This is a genomic window from Microbacterium sp. A94, assembly GCF_051842855.1.
In the GTDB taxonomy this organism is placed as follows: domain Bacteria; phylum Actinomycetota; class Actinomycetes; order Actinomycetales; family Microbacteriaceae; genus Microbacterium.
Genome location: NZ_JBPXMU010000001.1, coordinates 1187376 through 1204768, shown reverse-complemented (window position 1 = coordinate 1204768; position 17393 = coordinate 1187376). Strand labels below are relative to the sequence as shown.

The 17393-nt window shown below is 64.6% G+C and carries 18 protein-coding genes; 12 read left to right on the top strand and 6 right to left on the bottom strand.

Annotated features, from left to right (window positions below; all coding sequences use genetic code 11):
• The 7 genes from ACSU1L_RS05965 to ACSU1L_RS05935 form a co-directional block, all read left to right on the top strand.
• A partial coding sequence (locus ACSU1L_RS05965; protein WP_439255021.1) for a hypothetical protein occupies positions 1–194 on the top strand: 194 nt, incomplete at its 5' end.
• Positions 195–235: 41 nt separating this feature from the next.
• Complete coding sequence (locus tag ACSU1L_RS05960) at positions 236–1267, top strand: S41 family peptidase (protein WP_439255020.1); 1032 nt, start codon at positions 236–238, stop codon at positions 1265–1267.
• Between the two features lie 289 nt (positions 1268–1556).
• Positions 1557–2513, top strand: a complete 957-nt coding sequence (locus tag ACSU1L_RS05955; RefSeq protein ID WP_439255019.1) for an ABC transporter ATP-binding protein — start codon at positions 1557–1559, stop codon at positions 2511–2513.
• A 2-nt stretch (positions 2514–2515) separates the two neighbouring features.
• Positions 2516–3277, top strand: coding sequence for an ABC transporter permease (locus ACSU1L_RS05950; RefSeq protein WP_439255018.1), 762 nt, complete (start codon positions 2516–2518; stop codon positions 3275–3277).
• A 10-nt stretch (positions 3278–3287) separates the two neighbouring features.
• Positions 3288–4469 carry a sensor histidine kinase gene (locus ACSU1L_RS05945; protein WP_439255017.1) on the top strand — a complete coding sequence of 394 codons (1182 nt, stop codon included), beginning with the start codon at positions 3288–3290 and terminating at the stop codon, positions 4467–4469.
• An 11-nt stretch (positions 4470–4480) separates the two neighbouring features.
• Positions 4481–5086 (top strand): response regulator, encoded by a 606-nt coding sequence (locus tag ACSU1L_RS05940; protein ID WP_438253690.1) that lies wholly within the window; start codon positions 4481–4483, stop codon positions 5084–5086.
• Positions 5087–5168: 82 nt separating this feature from the next.
• A complete protein-coding gene (locus ACSU1L_RS05935; RefSeq protein ID WP_438253691.1) occupies positions 5169–5543 on the top strand; it encodes a VOC family protein in 375 nt (124 codons plus the stop codon).
• A 31-nt stretch (positions 5544–5574) separates the two neighbouring features.
• Here the strand turns inward: ACSU1L_RS05935 and ACSU1L_RS05930 are convergent, their stop codons facing one another.
• Positions 5575–7281 carry a thiamine pyrophosphate-binding protein gene (locus tag ACSU1L_RS05930; RefSeq protein ID WP_439255016.1) on the bottom strand — a complete coding sequence of 569 codons (1707 nt, stop codon included), beginning with the start codon at positions 7279–7281 and terminating at the stop codon, positions 5575–5577.
• Positions 7282–7433: 152 nt separating this feature from the next.
• Between ACSU1L_RS05930 and ACSU1L_RS05925 the strand changes: the two genes are divergently transcribed.
• A complete protein-coding gene (locus ACSU1L_RS05925) occupies positions 7434–7937 on the top strand; it encodes a phosphoribosyltransferase (protein WP_438253280.1) in 504 nt (167 codons plus the stop codon).
• Between the two features lie 52 nt (positions 7938–7989).
• Here ACSU1L_RS05925 and ACSU1L_RS05920 read toward each other — a convergent pair whose 3' ends face one another.
• From ACSU1L_RS05920 to ACSU1L_RS05910, 3 genes are read right to left on the bottom strand one after another with little or no spacing between them, the layout of a single operon-like run.
• Complete coding sequence (locus ACSU1L_RS05920; protein ID WP_438253281.1) at positions 7990–8841, bottom strand: carbohydrate ABC transporter permease; 852 nt, start codon at positions 8839–8841, stop codon at positions 7990–7992.
• Positions 8838–9200 carry a carbohydrate ABC transporter permease gene (locus tag ACSU1L_RS05915; RefSeq protein WP_439255050.1) on the bottom strand — a complete coding sequence of 121 codons (363 nt, stop codon included), beginning with the start codon at positions 9198–9200 and terminating at the stop codon, positions 8838–8840. Before ACSU1L_RS05915 ends, ACSU1L_RS05920 begins: the two co-directional genes overlap by 4 nt.
• Entirely contained in the window at positions 9197–10054 is an 858-nt protein-coding gene (locus ACSU1L_RS05910; protein WP_439255015.1) for a MurR/RpiR family transcriptional regulator, read from the bottom strand. The genes ACSU1L_RS05915 and ACSU1L_RS05910 overlap by 4 nt, the downstream gene beginning before the upstream one ends.
• 147 nt (positions 10055–10201) lie before the next feature.
• On the opposite strand from ACSU1L_RS05910, the gene ACSU1L_RS05905 reads away from it, so the two are divergent.
• Entirely contained in the window at positions 10202–11089 is an 888-nt protein-coding gene (locus tag ACSU1L_RS05905; RefSeq protein ID WP_439255014.1) for an N-acetylglucosamine kinase, read from the top strand.
• The gene (gene murQ / locus ACSU1L_RS05900) at positions 11079–12014 is read left to right on the top strand and encodes an N-acetylmuramic acid 6-phosphate etherase (protein ID WP_439255013.1); all 936 of its coding nucleotides are present in this window, start codon (positions 11079–11081) and stop codon (positions 12012–12014) included. The genes ACSU1L_RS05905 and murQ overlap by 11 nt, the downstream gene beginning before the upstream one ends.
• On the opposite strand, the gene ACSU1L_RS05895 is transcribed toward murQ, so the two are convergent.
• Complete coding sequence (locus tag ACSU1L_RS05895) at positions 12007–12654, bottom strand: HAD-IA family hydrolase (RefSeq protein WP_439255012.1); 648 nt, start codon at positions 12652–12654, stop codon at positions 12007–12009. The two genes, murQ and ACSU1L_RS05895, sit on opposite strands and share 8 nt — an antisense overlap.
• Here ACSU1L_RS05895 and ACSU1L_RS05890 point away from each other — a divergent pair.
• Complete coding sequence (locus ACSU1L_RS05890) at positions 12653–13807, top strand: winged helix DNA-binding domain-containing protein (RefSeq protein WP_439255011.1); 1155 nt, start codon at positions 12653–12655, stop codon at positions 13805–13807. The two genes, ACSU1L_RS05895 and ACSU1L_RS05890, sit on opposite strands and share 2 nt — an antisense overlap.
• Positions 13808–13895: 88 nt before the next feature.
• Here the strand turns inward: ACSU1L_RS05890 and ACSU1L_RS05885 are convergent, their stop codons facing one another.
• Complete coding sequence (locus tag ACSU1L_RS05885) at positions 13896–15335, bottom strand: helix-turn-helix domain-containing protein (protein WP_438253291.1); 1440 nt, start codon at positions 15333–15335, stop codon at positions 13896–13898.
• A 110-nt stretch (positions 15336–15445) separates the two neighbouring features.
• Between ACSU1L_RS05885 and ACSU1L_RS05880 the strand changes: the two genes are divergently transcribed.
• On the top strand, positions 15446–17311 hold the full coding sequence (locus ACSU1L_RS05880; protein WP_439255010.1) for a phosphoenolpyruvate carboxykinase (GTP): 1866 nt from the start codon (positions 15446–15448) through the stop codon (positions 17309–17311).
• Positions 17312–17393: the final 82 nt, after the last annotated feature.

Genomic DNA, 17393 nt, shown 5'->3' with positions numbered 1-17393 from the left:
CACCCGAACACAGCCCTACCAAGCACACGCAGCCTGAGCACGACCTCGAACGACCCGAGGCCACAACGGGCCCCGGGATCCTCATCGCGCCTACTCACCACCACATCTACGCGTCAGACACCGAGGTTACGAGACAGCGCTTGCTTGACCGGGAGCGATTGTTCATCCCTCGGGATGACCCAGCTGCGACCTGAGGATGACGAGAAGTTAACCGCACGATGAGAGTGTGGAGGGTATGCACTCCCATACTGCGTCTTCTTCTCGTCCCAAGCGCAGTCGTCGCATTCGCAAGATTCTGGCCGTGGTGGGTGTGATCTTCGTTCTTCTGATCGCGGGTGTGCTGTGGGCGGCTCACACGTATGGGCCTCGGATGGGGTTCTACCTGATACCGCCGTCTCCTGAGCAGTACGGGCAGATTGCCATCGAGCATCTCAACCAGGGGTATCGCGCGTCCGGTGACGAGTGGGATACCGCCCGTGCCGCGCTCGAACAGGCCGCCGCTGACGCAGACGACTATTCGGACCTGTATGACGAGATCGCCGCGGCGACAACCGCGGCGGGCGGTCAGCACTCAGTCTTCCTCGACCCGGAAGAGACCAATGAGTACGCGGACTCATCGACCGCCAAGTATGAGGCTCCAACCGTGACGACCGTGGACGGCGTGACCACCATCGTCCTGCCAGCGCTCGGTGCTGTTTCGGGCGATCTTCAGCAGGAATACGCACAAACCGCCGCTGACGGCATCGCGGACGCAGCACCCGACACCTGTGGTTGGATCGTTGATCTCCGTGGTAATACGGGCGGCAACATGTACCCGATGCTCTCGGGCGTCTCAGCTCTCCTGCCGAACGGGACCGCATTTTCTTTCACCACACGAACAGAACAGATGACACCGGTCACGGTCTACAACAACGGTGTAGGACTCGGCAGCACAACAATTAGCGTTGGAGAACAGTCCAAGATTACCGATGCCCCGATCGCAGTCCTTCAGGATTCGATGACCGCATCCAGTGGCGAAGCCGTCGCCACCTCGTTCCGCGGCCTAGATCACGTTGAATCGTTCGGCACTGACAGCTACGGATACACATCGGGCAATGTGCCGCGCACGCTATATGACGGCGCGCAGATCGTCCTCACGACGAGCGTTTACGTCGACCGCGACGGAGTCAGTCTCGATGAGCAGCCAATCGAGGCTGACCATCCGACCACTGCCGACGACGCGGACGAGCAGGCCACCCAGTGGGTTCAAGAACAGGGCTGCTCCTGAACTGAAGCCGCTGATTCCGTCAATGCAGCAGTCCCGACCAACACGTAACCGAAGTGTCGCATAACCCTACGGTTACGAGACGTCTCGGCGCCAAATCACTGATGAGAAGCTAATTCAGGAAACAACGCGGTGGCGTCGAGTCTCACAACTATGTGTCACAACCAATCGCTGTTTTCTCGGCATACACCGTTAGTTGCGAGACACCTGTTTCGGCGGCGTGACACATGTCACGCGAATGAGATGACAGCAGACTCCGGATTCCGTGGCGCCGCGTGGCCAGACTGGGTCCATGAGCACAGCAGCGAGCACATCTACTTCTCCGAGGCCATCCGTCACGGCATCCGACACCGCCGTTTCGTTCGAGGGACTGAACAAGCATTTCGGCTTCGGCGCCCGCGCAGTCAAAGCGGTCGACGGCTTGGATCTCAGCATCCGACGGGGCGAAGTCGTCGCCCTCCTCGGCCCGAACGGTGCCGGAAAGACCACGACGCTCGACATGTTGCTCGGCCTCACCGACGGCAGCGGCGGCACGGTCACGGTGTTCGGTGAGAAGCCCGCAAAAGCGGCGAAGGCCGGCACGATCGCCGGCGTCCTGCAGACCGGTGGGCTGCTCTCGGACCTCACCGTCCGTGAGACCGTTGAGATCATCGCATCCCTGCATGGTCGGGAGGCGCTTTCGCGAGTGCCCGACGTGCTCGCTCGCACAGACCTGGAGCCGCTCGCCAGCCGCCGGATCGCCAAGTGCTCGGGCGGTGAGCAACAGCGCGTGAAATTCGCGCTGGCACTGGTCGCCGACCCCGACATCCTCGTGCTCGACGAACCAACCGCCGGCATGGATGTCACCGCGCGCCGCCACTTCTGGGACGTCATGCGCGCCGACGCCGACGCCGGGCGCACCATTATCTTCGCCACGCATTACCTCGAAGAGGCAGAGCAGTTCGCTCGCCGCACCGTTGTCATGCACCGTGGCCGGATCGTCGCGGACGCGCCGACTGCGCAGTTGCGGGCTAACCTCGGTGGCCGCACGCTCGCCGCGAACCTTCCCGCCACGGGTGCGGATCAACTCCTCAGCATCCTGAGCACGACCAACGGCGTCACCGACGTCCGCGTCGACGGTGATCGCGTCAGCCTGCGGGCGGAGGATTCGGATGTCGTGGCATCCGTCCTTTTGAACGCCGGAGCGCACGATCTGGAGATCGCTGCCCCCACCCTCGAGACCGCCTTTACAGCCCTGACGGAGAACTGATCATGACCATCTCAATCTCACCCACGATGCTGCGCATCGAATCGATGCGCCAGATCCGCAACCCCTACACACTCGCTTTCACGCTCGGGATGCCCGTGGCGATGTACCTGCTGTTCGGTGCGAGCATGGGCTACGGCGATATCTCTGCGGGGCATGGCAACGTCAAGTTCTACGTGATGGTGTCGATGGCCGCCTACGGCACCGCCGTTGCCATGAGCTCGATCACCTCGCTTGCCGCCTCGGAAGCGAAGCAAGGGTGGGGCCGTCAGCTGGCGATGACGCCGCTCAGTACTGCGGGATACGCGGCCACCAAGCTCGTGACCGCTGTCATCTTCGCAGCACTCGCCATGCTCGCGGTGTTCGCAGCTGGGCTGGCCACCGGAGCAGAAACAACCGACGTCTGGCGCTGGTGGGCGTGCGCAGGAATCATCCTCGGACTCGGCCTCATCTTCGGGCTGTACGGTCTGGGCGTTGGATTGTTCTTCAACTCCGATACCGCAGCTGCGCTCGCTTCGATCTCGATGACATTCTTCGCGTTCTTCGGGAACGTCTTCATGCCTCTGGACGGTGTGATGCTCGACATCGCACGCTTCACGCCGCTCTACGGTTTCGTAGCGCTCAGCCGTTGGCCGTTGACCGACGGTACGCTCACGACCGGGCAGACCGACTCGCTGTGGATGGTGTTGCTGAATATCGTGGTGTGGCTCGTCTTGTTCGCCATTCTCGTGGCCGTCGGTGTCAAGCGCTCGCGTTCGCGTCGATAGGGTCGAAGGCATGACGGATGACGTGACCAGAGGCGCGCGGGACGCATCGGTGGCAGCAGCCGCCGGTGCCGTTCCCGCGGCCTGGGCCGCACCAGGAAGCCGACAGGGCCGAGTCGGCGCCGGTTCTCCGTGGGAGCGATTCGGCTGGGTGATGGCTGCTGTCTGGCTGGTCTTCCTCTTCTACCCGGTGATGGCGCTTTTGCGATCGGATGCCGCCTCCGGTTGGATCATCACGGGCTGGGTCGCCCTCAGTGCGTTCGTCGTGATCTATGTCGCCGGATTCGTTTACGGGATGAGCTTCGGCGGCGGCGGACTCACGACACCACCCAAGCCGAGCCAGTGGATGGCGTTCGCCGGGATGATCCTGTGCGCAGCGCTGACAGTGCCGGCCAGCGGCGGCGGCGCACTGAGCTTCCTGCCGTTCATCATGTCGTTCGCGTCATATGGACTCACGCGGCTCGCGCACTGGGTCACGCTGATCGCAACCATCACAATCACAGCAGCGGCAGTCTTTTTCGCGCCGGGAGGTACGACGTACCTCTCCGTGCTGGCGATCATCATCCTGCTCGCGGTGGTCAATACGGTTTCGACGACCCTGATCATCCGTTCGGCCCAGGCAGAGACGCTCGGACTCGAGCTCGCCACGAGTGAGGGGCGCGAAGCCGTCGCGCGGGACGTGCACGACCTGGTGGGCCATTCGCTGACGGTGGTGAGCCTGAAAGCGCAACTCGTGCGCCGGCTGATCGACAGTGACCCGGAACGGGCCAAGGCCGAGCTCGCCGATATCGAAGCCCTCGCGGTCGAGGCTATCGCCGGGGTGCGGGCGACGGTAGCGGGTGTTCGGAGCGCGGCATTGATCGAGCAGCTCGAATCATGTCGAGATGCGTTGAGAGCGGCGGATGTAGCGATGGTCGTCGATGGCGATGCTGGAGCTTTGTCGCCTGCGCAGTCATTGACGGCGAGTTGGATACTCCGCGAAGCGACGACGAACGTATTGCGGCATGCCGCCGCCACCACGGTGACGGTGGGTATTGCGCCGGGCAGTTTTACTGTCTTTGACGACGGTCGTGGTTTCGCCGGTACCGAGGGCAACGGCCTGCACGGTATGCGTGAGAGAGCGACGACAAGTGGCGCCGTGTTTGCCGTGCGCCCGGGTAAAGCGGGAGGCACGCAGGTGGAAGTGACGTGGTGAGTGGCGCTCGGATGATTCGACTGGTGATCGCGGACGATCAAGCGATGCTGCGGGGTGCGCTGGCGGCTCTTCTCGAGCTGGAGGGCGACCTGAGCGTGGTCGGTGTGGCCGGAGATGGAGAGGCGGCCGTGGAGTTGGTGGCGCAGACCACACCGGACGTATGTCTCATGGATATCCAGATGCCCGGGATGGACGGAATCGCCGCCACTCGTGCCGTGCGCGCGGCGAATCCGGGTACGCGGGTGCTCATCGTGACGACATTCGCGCGACCCGGATACCTGCGGGCCGCCTTGGATGCTGGTGCCAGCGGATTCGTGGTGAAGGATGCTCCCGCCGAGCAGCTCGCGGACGCGGTGCGGCGGGTGCACGCGGGGCTTCGCGTTGTGGATGCTGCGCTCGCCGAAGCCAGCCTCTTCGACGGGGCCAATCCGCTGAGCGATCGAGAACAGCAGGTGCTGCGACTGGCCGCAGACGGGCGCAGCGCCGCAGCGATCGCCGCGGAGGTCTTCCTGTCTGCGGGTACGGTGCGAAACAATCTGTCTGCCGCCATCGGCAAGGTCGGCGCGAGCAACCGGGCACAGGCTGTGCGCATCGCGCAGGACAAGGGCTGGATCTGAAAAGACTCGGATGCGCAATGTCTGACCCCGGGCGTATCTTTGACACTGGTCGGGCGCCGATGCCCGTCAGGAGGAGTGCATGATGGATTGGAAAATCGAACTCATCTTCGTGCCGGTTACTGATGTCGACCGGGCGAAGGACTTCTACCTCAAGATCGGCTTCAACGCCGATCATGATCAAGTCCCGTACGAAGGTCTCCGCTTCGTGCAGATGACGCCCCCAGGATCGGCATGCTCGATTGCATTCGGCGTCGGACTGGGCGGAAAGCTCGCGCCGGGGCAGCAAGACACGATCCAGGTCGTGGTGCCGGATGCCGATGCTGCGCTGCAGCAATTGCAGGATGCCGGGGTCGAGGCAGGCGGCGTCGACGAGCAATCATGGGGACGCTTCGTCACCTTCGACGATCCGGACGGCAACAGCTGGACGCTCCAGGAGTTGCCCGACTACGCCGGCTGAGCGGAGCCGAACCTGCGCTGGTCTTGCCCGTTCAGGAGTTCACACGGATGATCTCCTGTTGATAGGGCGCGATGACGTCGCCGGAGATGCGCAGGTCGAGAAGAAGGAAGCGCCGCGCGCTGGCGTCCTCTGAAGTCCAGGTGCCGAGCCGGTCGAGGTCTGCCAGTGTGCGCACAACGACGCCTTCCGCGCCGACGGCTGCGGCGAAAGCTGCGAAGTCCACTTCGGGAATGCGCATCGGTGCTTCAGCCAGGCCTTTGAGTCCGTAGAGGTTGACCTCGGCGCCGTAAGCGGCGTCGTTCCAGATCACGGCGCAGCCGCGACCGCCAGCAGCGCGCACGGCGGACTCGAGGTCGGCGATAGCCATCAGGCCGCCACCGTCGCCGCTGGTGAGCACGATCGTCGACTCGGGCCGCGCTCGAGCAGCCCCGACAACGCTCGGCCAGCCCTGTCCGATCGCTTGGAATGCGGTACCGATCATCATCATGCGATCAGGAGACGCCACGGGCCAGTACATGTTCGCCCAGCCGATGAAGTGTCCGCCGTCGGATACGACGACGCGATCTTCGGGCAACAGCTCACCGATACGGCGCGCTGCCGAACGTGGGTCCAAGCGGCCATTGGCGGCGAGAGGATCGCCGGCATCATAGGTGCGGGCTGCAGAAACGTCGACGCTTTCCCGCCAGGTGGCAGCAGCGGCCTGCGGCTCGCCGATATCGGCCGGTTCAGCGCGCACGGTCTGCGAGGCGGGTGAGGTATTGGTGTTGAGTCGACCGACAAGCGCCTCGGCCACCAGTCGCGCATCACCGCGAACAAAGCCGCCGACATGCGCATGAGTTGCGGCCGGCGCCGTATCCACTTGGAAAACTCGGGTTCCCGGCGCGAACAGCTCGCCGAAGCGCATCGTGAACTGGTTAAGCGATGCGCCGAAGACCACGGCGACATCGGCCTGGCGGATGAGGTCCATCGCGCCTTCGGCGCCAAAGCCTCCGGTGACGCCGAGGTCGTACTGCGTCGCGGGGAAGACCCCGCGCCCGAGAGCCGTGGACGCAGTTAGTGCACCGCTGGCATCGGCCAAGGCTCCCAGCGCTTCGCTGGCGCCGGCGAGCCAGGCGCCGCGGCCGGCGAGCAGGAATGGGCGCTGTGCCCCGCGAAGGGCGGTGGCGATCTCATCCAGCATCCCCGCACCGAACTCACCGCTGGGGGAGAGCGGGGCGGGCACTCGCGGGGTTGGTGCAGGGGGAACCTGGCCAGCATCCAGTGCCGCGACATCGTAGGGAATCGCGAGCACCACCGGTACGTGGTAGGTCAGAGCATGCTCGATGGCGATGACTGTGGTCGCCGCAGCATCCGCTCGACCGACCGTATATGTGCGCGCACCGACGGCTGACGCCAAAGCGATCTGATCGACGTCCCAGGGGCGGCGGCCGGAAGTCGGCTCGTCGCCGACGACGAGCACAAGCGGCACATGCGCCTGAACGGACTCGGCAAGTGCTGTCAGTGTGTTGGTGAAGCCGGCGCCGTACGTCGCGGTCGCCGCGGCGATCCGGCCGGAGGCGCGGTGATGCGCGTCGGCTGCGACAACCGCCCCCTGTTCATGCCGGACGGCCGTGAAGACCGCGGAGGTCTGCTTCTCGATGGCATCCAGAAAGTATGCGTTTCCGTTACCCATCACACCGAAGACGGCGTCAATGTGCTGAGCGAGGGTGAGAGCCACGTGGGCGGAGACAGTGGGCATGCTAAAGCCTTTCGAGACGGCATCGATGAGAGATTCCGTATGTGTCTCGCGCGGTGCATCACTGCGCCGTCGGCTTTGTGCCCTTTTTTCGAGCACCGGTGATTGAACCGGACATGTCGATGGTAGCGCGCGAAAGGGGAGAGAATGGAGCAATGACAGCTATCGAGCGCGAGACGCTCACCTGGGACGGATTCGGATCGGCAACGCGAGACCTGGCGCGCAGGATCCTCGAAAGCGGTTTCCAGACAGAAGTGGTCGTAGCCATCGCTCGCGGCGGACTGCTGCCTGCTGGCGCGATCGCTTACGGTCTCGGCGCCAAGAACTGCGGTGCGATCAACGTCGAGTTCTACACCGGCATCGGAACCGTGTTGGATGCCCCCGAGGTGCTGCCGCCCGAACTCGACATGGCCTACCTCGACGGTCGTCGAGTGCTGCTCGTTGACGACGTCGCCGACTCGGGCCGTACGCTCGCTCTCGCCGTGAAGCTGCTCGAAGACAAGGGTGCTGACGTGCGGTCGGTGACGATCTACACGAAGCCTTCGACGATCATCCAGCCGGACTTCGCATGGAAGGACACCGATCTGTGGATCGACTTCCCGTGGTCGTTCCAGGGCACCGTGCGCGAAGAGGACCTCGGGCTGCCGCCGACCGCTTGAACTTCGGTGGCGGCATGGAGCAACCGTGCCGCCACCTCATCCGGACGCGGACTCAGCCCTTCACTCCGCTCGCGGCGATACCCGCGACAAAGACGCGCTGCGTCACCAGGAATACGAGTAGGGTCGGCAGCGACGCGATAACTGCTCCGGCCAGCACGACGTTCTGATACTCGAAGCTCATCGTGTAGGACATCAGCCGGTTGAGCGTCAGCACGACCGGATACAGCGCCTCCGACTTCAGTATCGACAGCGGCCAGAGGAAGTTGTTCCAGGCGTAGACGAACATGAACACCGCGAGCGTCACGATCGCGGGCTTCAGCAGCGGGACGACGAACTGCCAGACGATGCGGAACTCTCCCGCGCCGTCGACGCGTGCCGCTTCGATCAGTTCGTCCGGGATGTCCTGGATGAACTGCCGCATCAAGAAGATGCCGAAAGCGTTCGCCAGCCATGGCAGCAGCACACCCAGATACGTGTCCGACAGTCCCATGCTGGAGACGAGGTAGTACAACGGCACGATCGTCACGATCGGCGGCAGGAACATCGTCGCGATGATGCCCCAGAACAGCAGATCGCGACCGCGGAACTGATGTTTGGCGAACACATATCCGGCGAGGATGCTCGTGATCAGAACCGAGATCGTCGCCCCGCCGGCGATGATGATGCTATTCACCATCGACTGGAAGAACGGCACCGCCGTCAGTGCGGTGATCGTCGGATCCAGCGTCGGCATCGCAGGGAACCACGTCGGTGGAATCGACGAGAACTCCGCCGGGGTCTTCAGCGCCGATATGAGCAGCCAGTACAGCGGAAAGAGCGGGATCAGAGCGACGATCGCGAGCAGAACGTACTGGACGGTCTTTCCGACCCGGCGACGGACCGTGACAGAGACATCGGCGCTCATCGTGTGCGTCCCTTCATGATGATCCCGAGCACGCCGCCGACAGCGACGATCATCAGGAAGAGCGAGACAGCCAGGGCAGAGGAATCACCGGCCATGCCGTACTGGAACGCCGAGCGCTGAATCTCGAAGCCGACGACGTTGGTGGAGTTGGCCGGACCTCCCTGGGTGAGCAGGTAGATCGGGTCGAACACCTGGATCGAGTTAACGAACGTCATCAGCACGACGAAGACCAGCGACGGTCGCAGCAGCGGGATCGTGATCGACCACGTCTGGCGGATGAGGCCGGCGCCATCGATGCGGGCCGCTTCTGCCCAGCGGTCAGCTCCATATCGCCGATGTGGCCGCCGACGTGATTTCAGTCACGCAGGGCGCGGGTGGCCTCACGAGTGCGTTGCAGGGCGTCGACGGTGTCAGCGAAGCGGCGTTTGGCGACGCCCACGAAGAGAGAGTCGATCAGTGCGAGCTGGGCGATGCGGCTCACCATGGCTCCAGCGCGAAACGAGGACTCTCGCACTTCCGTAAACAGTGCGTGGTCGGAGGCGAGGGCAAGGCGAGAGCCTTTTGCCGAGGTGACCGCGACGGTGGAGGCGCCGTTGTCGCTTGCGGTGCGGAGGAACCGTACAGTCTCGTTGGTCTCCCCGGAGTGGGAGAATCCGATGGCGACGGTGCGACCCGCATTGAGGACGGTTGCAGCGACCGCCTCGTGCGGGTCGGTGAGCACGTGGGCGTTTCGGCCGACACGAAGGAGCTTGTGGGCGAGATCTTCAGCGACAAATTGGCTGGCGCCGATGCCGTACAGGAGGATGCGCTCCGCGCGATCGATGTCATCGATCGCTGACTCCAGAACGTCGAAGTCCAGCTGCCCGATGGTCTCCTCGATGGCGAGAAGTTCGAGGGCTGCCAGTTTGGAAACGGCTTCGCGCAGGGAGTCATCGTCAGAGATCTCCGAGCCCGAGGCGCCGCGAGTGGGGAACTGGGCGGCTTCCTTGCCGAGTTCCGTGGCCAGGGCCATGCGCAGGGTGGCGTAGCCGCTGAAGCCGATCGCGCGACAGAAGCGTACGACGGAGGCCACCGAGGTGCTGCATCCCTGGGCGAGCTCATTGATCGTCATGTCGATGACGATGGATGGGTTCTCCCGCACGACTGTCGCAATGCGGGCCAGGGATGGCGGCAGCGTCGAAGCGGCGGCTTCGATCGTGGACTGAATGCTCATCCGTGCTCCTTTGATGTCTGGGATAACACTATGCCGCAGTCGAGTGCGCAACGTGGTAAATTCTTTTCATTAGGGGTAGCTTGACTGTAGAGTCTTTTCGAAAAGCTTCGACCAATGCCAAGACGTGAGAGTGGAGAGGTGCAGATCGTGCAGACTATCGTCGCGGTCGATCTCGGTAAATCCCGATGCAGGGTTGCCGTGATCAGTGCCGAAGGGCGCACTGTGCGTACGGGCGTAGGTGCGCCCGGCCTCGCGACGAGCGACGGACTTGAGACCTCATTCGCTGCGATCCTTCTGCTGCTTCCGAAGCACGGAGACATCAGCGCGCTCGGTATCGGCGCGGCCGGGGCGTGGACCGCGCCCGATGCCGCCGCCGCTCTCGCTCGAAAGCTCGCCGAGGTGACAGGAGCGCCGACATCGGTGACCTCTGATGTCGTCACCGCCCATGCCGGCGCACGAGGCGGTGCATCCGGAACACTCCTGCTCGCGGGCACGGGTGCTGCGGCGCTCGGCATCGATGCAGACGGTGTGCGCCTCGTGGACGGATGGGGCCCAGAACTCGGCGACTTCGGCAGTAGATCCTGGATCGGACGCGAAGGTATTCGTGCGACGCTGCGATTCCGAGACGGGCTCGGTGCCGACACAGCCCTCTCCGATGCTCTGCGCACACTGATCGAGCCCGCAGCCGACGTCCTCGTGTGGCTCGGCGAGGAGGCTGCGACGGCTCGTCGGCTGGCTACCGTCGCACCTCTCGTGATTGACGCAGCCGAAGCTGGTGACGACGTGGCCGCCGACATCGTGCGGGAAGCGATCGGCCTGCTCACCGCTTCCGCTGTCGCCGCATCCGCTGACCCCGAGGTCGTCCTCCATGGTGGCCTCACCGCGCACCCCTGGTTCCGCCGCGAACTCGAACGCGCCCTCGTCTCGGCCGGACGCACGGTCGCCCCAGCGATCGGCGACGCTTTCGACGGGGCAGTGCTTCTCACTCGTCGCACCGATCTGCCGCATGAAAGGGTCGTCCATCGTGCCGAATGAATCCACCCGCCTTTCCGCGCTCCTGGACGTACTGGCGCACCTCGACACCGAGGCGGTGACAAGCGAACGTGGCGACCTCGACCTGCTCGACACCGCAGAGCTGGTGCGAAGGATGAACGCCGAGGACCAGCGGGTTCCGGTCGCGGTTGCCGAGCATGCCGAAGAGATCGCGCGCGCTGTCGACGGGATCACCGAACGATTCCGTCGGGGCGGCCGGCTCATCTACATCGGCGCCGGCACCGCGGGGAGAATGGGCGTGCTCGACGCCAGCGAGTGCCCACCCACATTCGGAACCGATCCATCGATGGTGGTCGGCCTGATCGCCGGCGGCGACACGGCGATTCGATCAGCGGTCGAGGACGCCGAGGACGACACCGACGCCGCGGGGCACGCACTTCAAGAACTGGGGCTGGCCGAACGCGACACCGTCGTCGGCATCTCGGCATCCGGTCGCACTCCGTACGTCGTCGGCGGGTTGAAATACGCTCGGAGCATCGGTGCGCTCACCGCAGCCGTTGCCTCCAATCGCGGCTCAGACATCGGCGCGGCGGCGGAGATCGCGATCGAAGTCGTCACCGGACCCGAGTTCATCTCCGGATCGACACGTCTGAAGGCGGGCACCGCGCAGAAGCTCGTCGTCAATATGCTCACGACCCTGTCGATGATCAAGCTCGGCAAGACTCACCGCGGCGTGATGGTTGATCTGCTCGTCACGAACGAGAAGCTGCATGCACGTTCGATCCGCACCGTGACGCAGCTTGCTGGTGTGGGCATCGAGGACGCGACGCAGGCACTGCAGGCTGCAGGCGGCTCGGTGAAACTCGCATTGCTTACCCTGGCGACCGGCGCCGATACCGAGCATGCCACCGCCGCGCTGGCGCGATCCCACGGCATCCTTCGCGACGCGATCGACGCGCTCAGCTGATCTGAATCTCGAACCCGCCGGCGGTCGGTGCGATGGTGACCTGCGTGAGGTCCTCGATGTGATGCGTTGGCGCGAACCGGGGCGCGTGCGGGCCCACGCCGATGACGCTCATCCCCGCGTCCAGTCCCGCACGAATGCCCGCACCGGAGTCCTCAAACACCACGCAGTCTGCGGGGGCGATGCCGAGGCTTGAAGCGGCGAGCAGGAACCCTTCTGGATCGGGTTTGCTCCTCGTCACGCGTTCCGCGGTGATGGCGATCTCGGGGATCTTCAGACTGGCCGCTGCCATCCGTGCGGTCATCAGAGCGTCGTTCGCCGATGTGACGATCGCGTGCGGGAACGGCGCCAGTGCGCGCAGGAATGCAGCCGCACCCGGGATCTCAACGACGCCGTCGACCTCGGCGCTCTCGCGGGCGAGCATCTGCGCATTCTCCTCGAGATTGACCGCATGATCGCGCTCCGGCAGCAGAAGGGACATGCTCTGCCAACCCTGTCTGCCGTGCACGGTCTCCAGCACCGTGTTCCGGTCGAGGCCGTGCGGCGCCGCCCATTCCCACCACAGTCGCTCGACCACGGCCGTGGAATCGACGAGTGTTCCGTCCATGTCGAGAAGGGCAGCATGAGCGGTGATCGCAGTCATGGGATCAGGCTATCCGGAGCAGGCCGCGAAAACGCCGCGGCGGTACGTGCTGACGAACGTCTACGCCACCCGGCAAGATGGAGCGATGGACGCACACCTGCTCCGCGCCGAGCGCCTGCGCTCGCACCGGCTGAGTGCGCCGGCTCGCTCGGTGCTGGATGCTGCGCGCCACATGCTCGCGGTGCAGGCGCAGGAGTTCTGGGCCGGGCGCTGGGCTTTGGCCGCACGCACTACCGGTGCGCCGACACTTCGTGATGTTGACCGGCTGTTTAACAATGGTGCCCTCGTGCGCGCGTGGACGCAGCGCGGAACCTTGCACATCGTCCCCGCTGAAGACCTCGGCTGGGTGCTGGAGGTGACAGGTGAGCGACAGCTGCGCATGGCAGCTCCGCGCTACCGCGAACTCGGACTCGACGCTGAGACGCTCTCGACCGTCGAGCGCGTTGTTCGTGCGGCGCTGACCGGTGGTAACGCGTTGACCCGCGCTGAGCTGTTCGTGATCCTCGAGCAGGTGGGCATCGATCCGAGCAACCAGCGCGGGCTGCACGCGATCCAGAACCTTGCACTGCGCGGAATGATCTGCCAGGGACCTGTCATCGCGCGCCCGGACGGTGCATCCCGTGAGCAGCGCTTCGTGCTTGTCGAAGAGCATGTCACTGGCGCCGCGTGGCCGCGTGATCCTGCCGCTGAGTTGTTCATCCGGTACATTCGCGGCCACGGTCCGGCGACAGCGGAGGACTTCGCCTGGTGGGCAGGGCTCACCCTTGGCGGTGCACGCGCGGCAGCCGCAGCATCCATGGATGACGATCGCATCCGTCAGATCGACGACGGGCAGTTCCTCGCACAACCGCGCCCCAGGCGGCAATCACAGGGTGCCGCTGTCGTCGCGCTCGGACCCTTTGAGGAGTACTACATCTCCTACCTCGACCGCACCGTTGCCTGCCCTTCGGAGCATCTCGCGACGGTGGGGCCGGCGAAGAACGGCATGGTGCGTCCGATCATCGTCGCCGAGGGGGTCGTGGCCGGCACCTGGCGTCACTCCACGGCCGTCGGTCGCCACCGCGATGAACCGATCGCCGAGCTGTTCGCGCACAGCACCGCGCTCGACGCAGCCCCCGCGCTCTCCCGCTACTTAGCGTTCATCACCCACTGATCTAGTTTCGAGTGTTCGCGCGTGGCTGTGTTTTGCGCGAAAAGGGAGCCACAACTGGACACTCGCAAGGGGGGAAAGGGGGGGAAAGCTACTCGGCGTGGCGGGCGAGGAACGTGTAGACGTCGTTCTCGTCCACGCCGGGGAATGCACCGCGGGGCAATGGCGAGAACATATGCGTGTGCACGCGGGCGCTCGGCCAAGCCTTGTTGCTCCACCGCGAGGCCAGATCCGGTGTGGGGCGTCGGCAGCACGCCTCATCGGGGCAGGACGACACTGCACGCTCGGCGGTTTCTCGTCCGCGCCACCAGCGGGCATCGTCGAAAGGCACGCCAACGGTGATCGAGTATTCGCCGTCATCAGCGGTTCCGGTCTGCGTCGCACACCAGAAAGTGCCCGCAGGGGTATCGGTGTACTGGTGACGCTCGGTGGTGCGGTTCTGCTGCGTGAACGCCGAGCGCGCCTGGAACTTCCGGCACACCGGCTGGCCCTCCACAGCGCCGGTGACATCCATCGGCAAGAGCAGATCATCGTTCTCGTAGACGCGCGTGATGGCGCCGGTGTCGTCAACGCGGAGGAAGTGCAGCAGCATTCCTAGATGCTCGGTCATCAGATTCGTCATCCGCATTCCGGCGGCCTCGTGGGTCACACCGAAGGCATCGCGGAAGTCCTCGACGGCGAGGTTGCGGTCTTTCTTGGCCTGCTGCAGGAAAGCGACGGACGCGGTTTCTGGCATCAGACAGCAGGCCGCGAAGTAGTTGATCTCCAGGCGCTGCTCGAGGAAATTCGCGTAGTCGGTCGGGGGAGTGTGCCCGAGCAGACGATGCGCCATCGCCTGCAGCGCCATGGAGCGCAAGCCGTGGCCGCCGGGGATGGATGCCGGTGGCAGGTAGATACGGCTGTTCTCGAGGTCGGTGATCGAGCGCGTCGACCGGGGCAGGTCGTTCGCGTAGATGAGTTCGAAGCCGAGCTTCTCGGCCATGATGATCACGGTGCGGTGGGTGAGCGCCCCGCTGACGTGCCCGGCCGCCTTCAGTTGCTTCTCGGCGAGCTTCTCGATGTCTCCGATGTAGTTGTTCTGCGCTCGCATCCGCAGGCGTAGTTCGGTGTTCGCGCGTCGCGCTTCTTCCGGAGTGGCGATGGCCTCGCGCTCGCGACGTTGGAGTTCGCGGTGCAATCCGAGAATCGACTCGATCGTCTCGTCGGGCATGCCTTTGGAGACTCGAACCGGTGTGATGCCGAGCTGGCGGAACACGGGGCTGACCTGAGCGCGCTCCAGCTCGATTTCCAGCGCCGCACGGCGGTTGGGCGGCTCACCGGAGATGAGGTCGGCGACCTCGGTATCGGTCGCCTGCGCGATCGCCTGCAGCAGGGAAAGCTTCGGCTCGCGCTTTCCGTTCTCGATGAGACTCAGCTGAGAACCCGCGACGCCGACCTGCGCGCCGAGCTCATCGAGGGTGAAGCCGTGGGCGAGTCGGTGATGACGGATGCGGTGACCGAGAGTCGTGAGATGGATGCCGGAGTCGCTCATTCCTTGATCATAACGAAAGAATCGCACTTCTTTAACCTCAATCAGTCCGAAACCCCACCGGAATCCTGTCAAGAATTGAGGTACACGCCGATCTCTTCGAAGGAGCAGACATGGCCATGGCCGAAACCTTCACACCTCGCATCCCTGCTGTTGCACCGACACGGGCATTCGGTGCTGTGCCGACCTATGACACGCAGGCCTTTGCTGACCTGGTCGCGTGGGTCGATGGGATCGCAACACTTACTCAGCCGGATTCCGTGCACTGGGTCAGTGGCTCACCAGCAGAGAACGATGCGGTGCTGCGCGGTCTGGTTGACGAGGGGAAGCTGATCAAGCTCAACCCCGAATGGCGGCCCGGCTCATACCTGGCCCGCTCGAACCCCAGCGACGTCGCGCGCACCGAAGCGCGCACCTTCATCGCCTCCGAGCGCGAAGAGGATGCTGGTCCCACGAACAACTGGGCGGACCCGACCCAGATCCGCGAAACGATGACCGACATCTTCACCGGCTCGATGCGCGGGCGCACGATGTACGTCGTGCCGTTCTCCATGGGTGCCGTCGGCGGCCCGCTCTCGCACATCGGCGTTCAAGTCACCGACAGCGCCTACGCCGTAGCATCCATTGGCATCATGACCCGCGTCGGCGACGCGGTCACCCGTCAGATCGCTGAAGGTGCACCCTGGGTCAAGACCGTGCACTCCGTCGGTGCGCCGCTGGCACCAGGCGAGCAGGATGTCGAGTGGCCCTGCAGTGACGAGAAGTACATCGTCCACTTCCCCGACACGCTCGAGGTCTACTCCTACGGATCCGGCTACGGTGGCAACGCCATCCTCGCCAAGAAGTGCTTCGCACTGCGCATCGCCTCGGTCATCGCCCGCGATGAGGGCTGGCTGGCCGAGCACATGCTCCTCATCCGCGTGATCGACCCGAAGGGCAAGGCCTACCACGTGGCCGCGGCCTTCCCCTCGGCGTGCGGCAAGACGAATCTCGCCATGCTGCGCCCGACCATCCCCGGATGGACGGTGGAAACCCTCGGCGACGATATCGCCTGGATCCGCCCCGGCGAAGACGGCCGGATGTGGGCGATCAACCCCGAGGCCGGCTTCTTCGGCGTCGCACCGGGCACCGGCGAATCAACCAACGTCACCGCGATCGAGACCCTGTGGGGCAACACGATCTTCACCAACGTCGCACTCCGCCCGGACGGAGACGTGTGGTGGGAAGGCCTGACGGACGCCCCGCCGGCGAACCTCGTCGACTGGCAGGGAAATGACTGGACTCCCGACTCGGGTCGTCCCGCAGCACACCCGAACTCTCGATTCACCGTGGCTGCAGCTCAGTGCCCGCAGATCTCCGACGACTGGGAAGAAGCTGTTCCGCTCGACATCATCCTGTTCGGCGGTCGTCGTGCGACCAACGTCCCGCTCGTCGTCGAGGCGACGGATTGGACGCATGGCGTCTTCCTCGGCTCGACGATCTCCTCCGAGCGCACCGCCGCCGCTGAGGGGACTCTCGGGGAACTGCGCCGCGACCCATTCGCCATGCTGCCGTTCTGCGGTTACAACATGGGCGACTACTTCGCGCACTGGTTGAAGGTCGGTCGGTCGCTGCGCTTCGACCGTGCACCGCGGATCTTCCAGGTCAACTGGTTCCGCCGCGGCGCAGACGGCCGGTTCCTCTGGCCCGGCTTCGGCGATAACTCGCGCGTCGTGGACTGGATCATCCGCCGCATCAGTGGCGAGGTGGGCGCTGTCGACAGCCCGATCGGGCGTCTGCCGATCATCGACGATCTCAACCTGGACAACCTCGACATCCCCCAGCAGGATCTCGACGAGCTCTTCGCAGTGGATCCGGATGCTTGGCGGCAGGAAGCCGACTCGACAGAGGCGTTCTACGACACCTTCGGTGACAAGCTGCCGGCTGCGCTGCGCACCGAGCTCGCTTCGCTGCGCTACCGACTCGCCCAGGCCGAGTAAAGACCCGCGACGGCGGGATGGCAGGGACATACCCATGGCTGAGTGGTCCCGCCATCCTGTCGTCGCGTTAAGCCGCTCGGGG

What these genes read in the sequence shown, in the direction of transcription:
- ACSU1L_RS05885 (WP_438253291.1), bottom strand. Translation starts at nt 15,335, where the DNA reads ATGAGCGACTCCGGCATCCATCTCACGACTCTCGGTCACCGCATCCGT.
- ACSU1L_RS05910 (WP_439255015.1), bottom strand. Translation starts at nt 10,054, where the DNA reads ATGAGCATTCAGTCCACGATCGAAGCCGCCGCTTCGACGCTGCCGCCA.
- ACSU1L_RS05960 (WP_439255020.1), top strand. Translation starts at nt 236, where the DNA reads ATGCACTCCCATACTGCGTCTTCTTCTCGTCCCAAGCGCAGTCGTCGC.
- ACSU1L_RS05935 (WP_438253691.1), top strand. Translation starts at nt 5,169, where the DNA reads ATGGATTGGAAAATCGAACTCATCTTCGTGCCGGTTACTGATGTCGAC.
- ACSU1L_RS05930 (WP_439255016.1), bottom strand. Translation starts at nt 7,281, where the DNA reads ATGCCCACTGTCTCCGCCCACGTGGCTCTCACCCTCGCTCAGCACATT.
- ACSU1L_RS05890 (WP_439255011.1), top strand. Translation starts at nt 12,653, where the DNA reads ATGGGATCAGGCTATCCGGAGCAGGCCGCGAAAACGCCGCGGCGGTAC.
- ACSU1L_RS05940 (WP_438253690.1), top strand. Translation starts at nt 4,481, where the DNA reads ATGATTCGACTGGTGATCGCGGACGATCAAGCGATGCTGCGGGGTGCG.
- ACSU1L_RS05895 (WP_439255012.1), bottom strand. Translation starts at nt 12,654, where the DNA reads ATGACTGCGATCACCGCTCATGCTGCCCTTCTCGACATGGACGGAACA.
- ACSU1L_RS05925 (WP_438253280.1), top strand. Translation starts at nt 7,434, where the DNA reads ATGACAGCTATCGAGCGCGAGACGCTCACCTGGGACGGATTCGGATCG.
- ACSU1L_RS05955 (WP_439255019.1), top strand. Translation starts at nt 1,557, where the DNA reads ATGAGCACAGCAGCGAGCACATCTACTTCTCCGAGGCCATCCGTCACG.
- ACSU1L_RS05950 (WP_439255018.1), top strand. Translation starts at nt 2,516, where the DNA reads ATGACCATCTCAATCTCACCCACGATGCTGCGCATCGAATCGATGCGC.
- ACSU1L_RS05945 (WP_439255017.1), top strand. Translation starts at nt 3,288, where the DNA reads ATGACGGATGACGTGACCAGAGGCGCGCGGGACGCATCGGTGGCAGCA.
- ACSU1L_RS05920 (WP_438253281.1), bottom strand. Translation starts at nt 8,841, where the DNA reads ATGAGCGCCGATGTCTCTGTCACGGTCCGTCGCCGGGTCGGAAAGACC.
- ACSU1L_RS05880 (WP_439255010.1), top strand. Translation starts at nt 15,446, where the DNA reads ATGGCCATGGCCGAAACCTTCACACCTCGCATCCCTGCTGTTGCACCG.